3 protein-coding genes and 1 rRNA gene are annotated in these 6,000 nt (G+C 74.3%); all 4 read left to right on the top strand.

The annotated features are described in order from the left end of the window. The first annotated feature begins 165 nt into the window (after positions 1-165). Positions 166-282 (top strand): 5S ribosomal RNA (gene rrf, locus QSK03_RS17355). A gap of 293 nt (positions 283-575) precedes the next feature. Further along, positions 576-1,220: a single-stranded DNA-binding protein gene (locus tag QSK03_RS17350; protein ID WP_285654353.1), complete on the top strand. Its 645-nt coding sequence runs from the start codon at positions 576-578 to the stop codon at positions 1,218-1,220. Positions 1,221-1,271: 51 nt separating this feature from the next. Then, the gene (gene ettA / locus QSK03_RS17345; RefSeq protein WP_285654351.1) at positions 1,272-2,948 is read left to right on the top strand and encodes an energy-dependent translational throttle protein EttA; all 1,677 of its coding nucleotides are present in this window, start codon (positions 1,272-1,274) and stop codon (positions 2,946-2,948) included. A gap of 12 nt (positions 2,949-2,960) precedes the next feature. Then, positions 2,961-5,888, top strand: a complete 2,928-nt coding sequence (locus QSK03_RS17340) for a hypothetical protein (RefSeq protein ID WP_285654349.1) — start codon at positions 2,961-2,963, stop codon at positions 5,886-5,888. The last annotated feature ends 112 nt before the right edge of the window (positions 5,889-6,000 follow it).

Here is a 6,000-nt window from a genome sequence, read left to right as displayed (position 1 = left end):
TGGACTGGTACTAATAGGCCGAGGACTTGCCCACACACACCCCAAGAGGTCACGGCAAGCAACTGCGTAACGAACAACAGACCGTTCGCGTCCACTGTGCATATCCCAACGACCACACACCCCACCCCACCCGGGCCACACCGGCCCGTGGGGGTGGTGGGGTGTTCCGGTGGTCACAGCGGAGGGGAAACGCCCGGACCCATCCCGAACCCGGAAGCTAAGCCCTCCAGCGCCGATGGTACTGCGACCGCCAGGTCGTGGGAGAGTAGGACACCGCCGGAACACCCGACCACCCCCACACCACCCGGGGACCGGGAAACAGCACAGCACCACCCCCAACGGGCAGGACTCCGGCCGGAGCCCTGCCCGTTTTTCGTGCGCCGGGTGCAGGCATTCGCCGTCATCACCGCGTCCTTTCGTCGCACCATTCGGGCCGGGCGAGCCATCGCCTGTCCACACCACCTCCGTTTCTCCACAGATCCGCATCCGACGCTGACGAAGGCGGCGTCGGGAGCGTGATGCTGATTCGCACGGACCGGGAACTCGCCCGGTCGCACGGAGGAGCGGAGTTCGACGTGAACGAGACGATGGTGACGGTGACGGGCAACGTGGCCGGCGACGTGGTGGGGCGTCGGGTCGGCCCCAATGCGGAACACCTGCTGGTGACGTTCCGCGTCGCGAGCTCCGAGCGGCGATGGGACAAGTCGACCGAGTCCTGGATCGACGGCGACCGGTTCACGGCGTCGGTCAACTGCTGGCGTCGTGTCGCCGAGGGCGTGGGCGGCACCCTCGTGAAGGGCGATCCGGTGGTCGTCGTCGGCCGTCTCTCGGTGCGCGAGTACGAGGCCGACGGAGTTCGCCGCTACATGACCGAGATCGCGGCGACGGCGGTCGGACCGGACCTGTCGCGCTGCTCTGCCGAGGTGCGTCGCCGGCGTGCCGTCGAGTCCGAGGCGGGCGTGACGGACGAGGCAGGTGTGGTGGGCGTCGTGGATGTGACGGGGCTTCCCGAGGTGGACGCGACCGGCGACGGCACCGTGCGCGAGGGCGACGATCGGACCGCGGCCGCGGAGAGCGCGACCGGTACGGCGGACGACGGGTCGGACGGTCCTCGCACGGCCGCGGCCGGTGCATCGGACGGCGGATCCGAGGGGGCGACGGTCACCGGTATCGGTGCCGGTGATCGCCGTCGGAGCGCGGCGTCGCGAGCGAGCGCCTGAACCGGCCCCGGGGCCGGTGGACGCCGGATCGTGCCAACTACCATCAAGGGCGTGGCTGAGTTCATCTACACCATGAAGAAGGTTCGGAAGGCCCATGGTGACAAGGTCATCCTGGACGACGTCACGCTGAACTTCCTGCCCGGCGCGAAGATCGGTGTCGTCGGCCCCAACGGGGCGGGCAAGTCGAGCGTTCTGCGGATCATGGCCGGACTCGACCAGGCCAACAACGGCGAGGCGTTCGCCGCCCCGGGTGCGAGTGTCGGCATCCTGCAGCAGGAGCCGCCGCTGAACGAGGACAAGACGGTCCTCGGCAACGTGCAGGAGGGCGCCGGGGACGTCGCCACGAAGCTCGCGCGCTACAACGAGATCGCCGAGCTCATGGCCACCGACTACTCCGACGAGCTCATGGAGGAGATGGGCGGCCTCCAGGAGGACCTCGACAACGCCGACGCCTGGGACCTCGACTCGCAGCTGCAGCAGGCCATGGACGCGTTGCGCTGCCCGCCGGGCGACGAACCCGTCACCCACCTGTCGGGTGGTGAGCGTCGTCGTGTGGCGCTCTGCAAGCTGCTGATCAGCAAGCCCGACCTCCTGCTGCTCGACGAGCCCACCAACCACCTCGACGCCGAGAGCGTCCAGTGGCTCGAGCAGCACCTGGCGAACTACGAGGGCGCCGTCCTCGCCGTCACCCACGACCGGTACTTCCTCGACAACGTCGCCCAGTGGATCCTCGAGCTCGACCGCGGGCGCGCGTACCCGTACGAGGGCAACTACTCCACCTACCTGGAGAAGAAAGCCGAGCGTGTCGCGGTCCAGGGCCGCAAGGACGCGAAGCTGCGCAAGCGCCTCGCCGACGAGCTGGCGTGGGTGCGCTCGGGCGCCAAGGCGCGGCAGGCCAAGAGCAAGTCGCGTCTGGCCCGCTACGAGGAGATGGCGGCGGAGGCGGAGAAGACCCGGAAGCTGGACTTCGAGGAGATCCAGATCCCGCCGGGTCCGCGTCTGGGCAACGTCGTGGTCGAGGTGAGCCACCTCGACAAGGGATTCGACGACCGCCTGCTCATCAAGGACCTCTCGTTCTCCCTGCCGCCCAACGGCATCATCGGTGTCATCGGGCCGAACGGCGTCGGCAAGACGACGCTGTTCAAGACGATCGTCGGCCTCGAGAAGCCGGACTCCGGCGAGGTGCGGGTCGGCGACACCGTCAAGCTGTCCTACGTCGACCAGGGTCGCGAAGGCCTCTCCGGCACCGACAACGTGTGGAAGGTCGTCTCGGACGGCCTCGACCACATCCAGGTCGGCAACGTCGAGATGCCGTCGCGGGCCTACATCTCGGCCTTCGGGTTCAAGGGGCCCGACCAGCAGAAGCCGGTCAACGTGCTGTCCGGCGGCGAGCGGAACCGTCTGAACCTGGCGATGACGCTCAAGCAGGGCGGCAACCTGCTGCTCCTGGACGAGCCCACCAACGACCTCGACGTCGAGACGCTGTCCTCGCTCGAGAACGCCCTGGAGAACTTCCCGGGCTGCGCGGTCGTGGTCTCCCACGACCGCTGGTTCCTGGACCGCGTCTGCACCCACATCCTCGCGTGGGAGGGCACCGACGACCACCCGGCGTCCTGGTTCTGGTTCGAGGGGAACTTCGCGGACTACGAGGAGAACAAGATCGCCCGTCTCGGGCCGGACGCCGCCCGCCCGCACCGCGTCACCCACCGCAAGTTGACACGGGACTGAGGACGGGCCGACGTGGAGGTGCCGGCGCAGTCGCCCGCCGTCCCCGGGCTGAGCGTGAGCGCGATCCTGGAGGTCGCGGAGGGCCTGCGGTGGACCGATCCGCAGCTCTCGGTCGCGCTCGCCGAGCACGCTGCACGGGCGGCGGCCGGGGACGCGGGCGTCCGCAGCGCGGCGGAGCGTTCCGCCGTGCTCGCGCTCGGCCAGTCCGACCGGGCGGCCGAGCTGGTCCTGCGCGCCCTGCCGCACCTCCGCGAGGCCGAGCGGGCCGGTCGCGACGCCGACGCGGCCGTCCTGCGCTGCGAGCTCGCCCGCGCCGCGGTCCGGTGCGGTGAGCTCGATGCGGCCGAGACGCTCCTGGAGCCCCTCGCCGGCGGGCGAGTCCTCCCGCCGACCGCGCGGGCCGACGCGTTGATCGCCTGGGCGGCGGCCCGCGCGGCCCGTGGCGACGTCGCCGGTGTCGACGCGGCGACGCGTCAGGTCGAGGAGCTCGTCGGGGAGCCCGGCGATGCCCGCCGCACCGCCATGGAGCGCTCCCGGGCCCAGGCCCGCCGTGTCGCGGGCGACGCCTCGGGCGCGCTCGAGGTGCTGCGGGCCGCCGACGTGCACGCTGCCGGGGTGGACGGCGGACGCGAGGCCGCGATGGTCGTCGCGGACCACGTCGAGCTCCTGGCGGAGCTCGGACGCCTCGACGAGGCCCGGGAGGTCGGGCGACCCGCACTCACGACACCGAGCGGCGCGACGACGGCGCTCGCGCTCGGCCACCTGCGCTGTGTGCTGGCGCGGCGGGTGCACCTCGCGGCCGGCGACCTCGACACCGCCGAGTCCCTGGCCCGGGAGGCCGAGATCGACCTGGCCGCCCGGGGCCACGAGGCACAGGTGGCCGAGGCGGTCGAGGTGCTCGCCGACGTCGCGGGGCGCCGCGGGGAGACCGGCCGGGCGGTCGACGAGCTGCGCCGCGCCCACGAGCACGCGTCGGCGGCGCGCGACGAGACCACCCGCGCGCGGATCGCCCTCGCGGTGGCGCTGGCCACGCCCGACGACCACCTGACCGCGCCGGCCCGACCCGCCGAGCGCCCGACGGGCACGCCGAGCACGCCGGGCACGCCGAGCGCGCCGGGCAGCGAGGATCGGTCGCCGGAATCGTCCGGGTCGGGCCCCTCCACGCGCGAGGCGGTCGACGCCCTGCGCACCGCGTTGACGGGGTCCGGCGGCGACGGCACGGGCTCCTCGTTCCCGGACGTCGGCGCGGCCGCGTCCGCCCTGTCGATCCCGTGGCTCACGGAGCCGACGGACCGCGCACCTGCGAGCTCGCCGGGGAACGCGGACCGGATGGACGGGCCGGTGGACGACCCGCCGCTCTCGGCAGCCCTCTCGGCCACGCTGCTCGACGGCGCCGTGGCCGACGCGCCGCCCGAAGGGCTCGCTGCGGAGTCGGAGTCGGAGTCGGAGTCGGAGTCGGAGTCGGAGCCGCGCCGTGGGCGGTCGCTCGAGGCGCCGGCGTCAACCGCGCTCGGAGGTCCGAGCTCCCGCCGCCGCCGCGGTCGCTACCGCGAGGACGCGGAACCGGACGGTCCGCTGGCCGAGGCGCTCGCCGCCGCGCGCGCCGAGCTCGAGGCGTTCTCGTCGGCGGCCGGCTCGGACGTCGCCGATCCGGGCCGCGACGCCGGTCGGGTCGAGGACACGGAGCGGGCCGCCGCGGCCGGGGTCGAGGCGGACGACGATCCCGCGGCCGCGCGCAGCCGCCGCCTGGCCCGGGCGCGGGCCCGGTGGGAGGCCCCCGACTCCTGGCTGTCGCGCCGTGACCAGAATGGAGGGCGACCGGCCGACGAGGGAACCGACGGAGCGCTGCCCGACCGCGCACCGGCAGACCAGGTCACCGCACGTGACGCGCACCGAAGGGCGCCCGACGCCTCGGCGAGCGCCCCCGGCGGGAGGCGTCACCGCGCCGGGACCGGGGACGGCTCCACCCCCGACGGGGCCGCCGACGCCGGGGGCGACGGCTCTGCGCCTGGAGTGGTCCACGACGGTGACCGCAGCGATCCCGACGGCCCCGGGCGCCGTCGCGGCGACCGCGACGTCGACGAGCCGCCGCACGAGCGCGCCCGCCGTGCGCGGGCGGCCGACCGCATCGACGACGGCGGACGAGTGGAGGACGCCTTCGCGCTCGGCGGCAGCGACGCGCTGGGCCAAGGCGCACTCGGCGGCGGTGCCTTCGGCGACGGCGGGCTCGGCGACGGCGGGCTCGGCGACGGCGGTCTCGGCGGGCTCGGCGACAGCGGGCTCGGCGACAGCGGGCTCGGCGCCGGTGCACCCGGCGAACGCGCACAGGGCCACGGGGCGCTCACCAACGGGGCGCTCATCAACGGCGGGCTCACCAACGGCGGGCTCACCAACAGCGGGCTCACCAACGGCTACGGCTCGATCGACCCTCGTGAGCCGCGCCGGGACGCGGAGGGCAATGGCCATCGTCGTCCGGGCGACGGCCGTGGCAGCAGCGACGTCCGCGACGGCCACGGCGCCCGCCCCCGGGATGAGGACCACACAGCGACGCTCGCCGCGCGCTGGGGCAGCGTGCCGGGGGACGGCGCGACCGCGGGACCGGGCGGCGCCGACGACGAGTGGGCGGGCGAGCTGGCCCTGACCCTCGTCGACCTCCTCAGCGAGTACCAGGACCCCGGCGTCCCCCTCGGGACGACGCGGAGCATGCCGGCGCCCGCGGCCCCGCCGCGCGTCGTCGACCGCCCGCCGTCCCGGCCGTCGACGCCGGGCCGCCAGCGCCCGAACGGGCGGGCCGCCCCCGACGCGGGTGGGGTGCCCTCGGCGCGCGGGTCCGACGGGTCGGAGCCCCGGCTCGCCGACCTGCTGGCCGAGGCGATGGACGCGTACCACTCGGCGGGGCCCGGCGCCGCACCCGTCGACGACCAGAGGGCGCGGCGGTGACCGTGGTGCCCGATCGTCCCGGCGGCGCCGAGCGCGGCACGGGTCCCGGACCCGTCGTTAGGGTGGCCGGCGTGACTGCCCCGGCGCGCCCTCGACCGCGACGGCCCGGAGG

Origin of the sequence: Actinomycetospora sp. NBRC 106375, assembly GCF_030269665.1 — a bacterium.
Lineage (GTDB): Bacteria > Actinomycetota > Actinomycetes > Mycobacteriales > Pseudonocardiaceae > Actinomycetospora.
The sequence above is the reverse complement of the archived record's forward strand: the minus strand, read 5'-3'. Positions and strand labels throughout refer to the sequence as shown.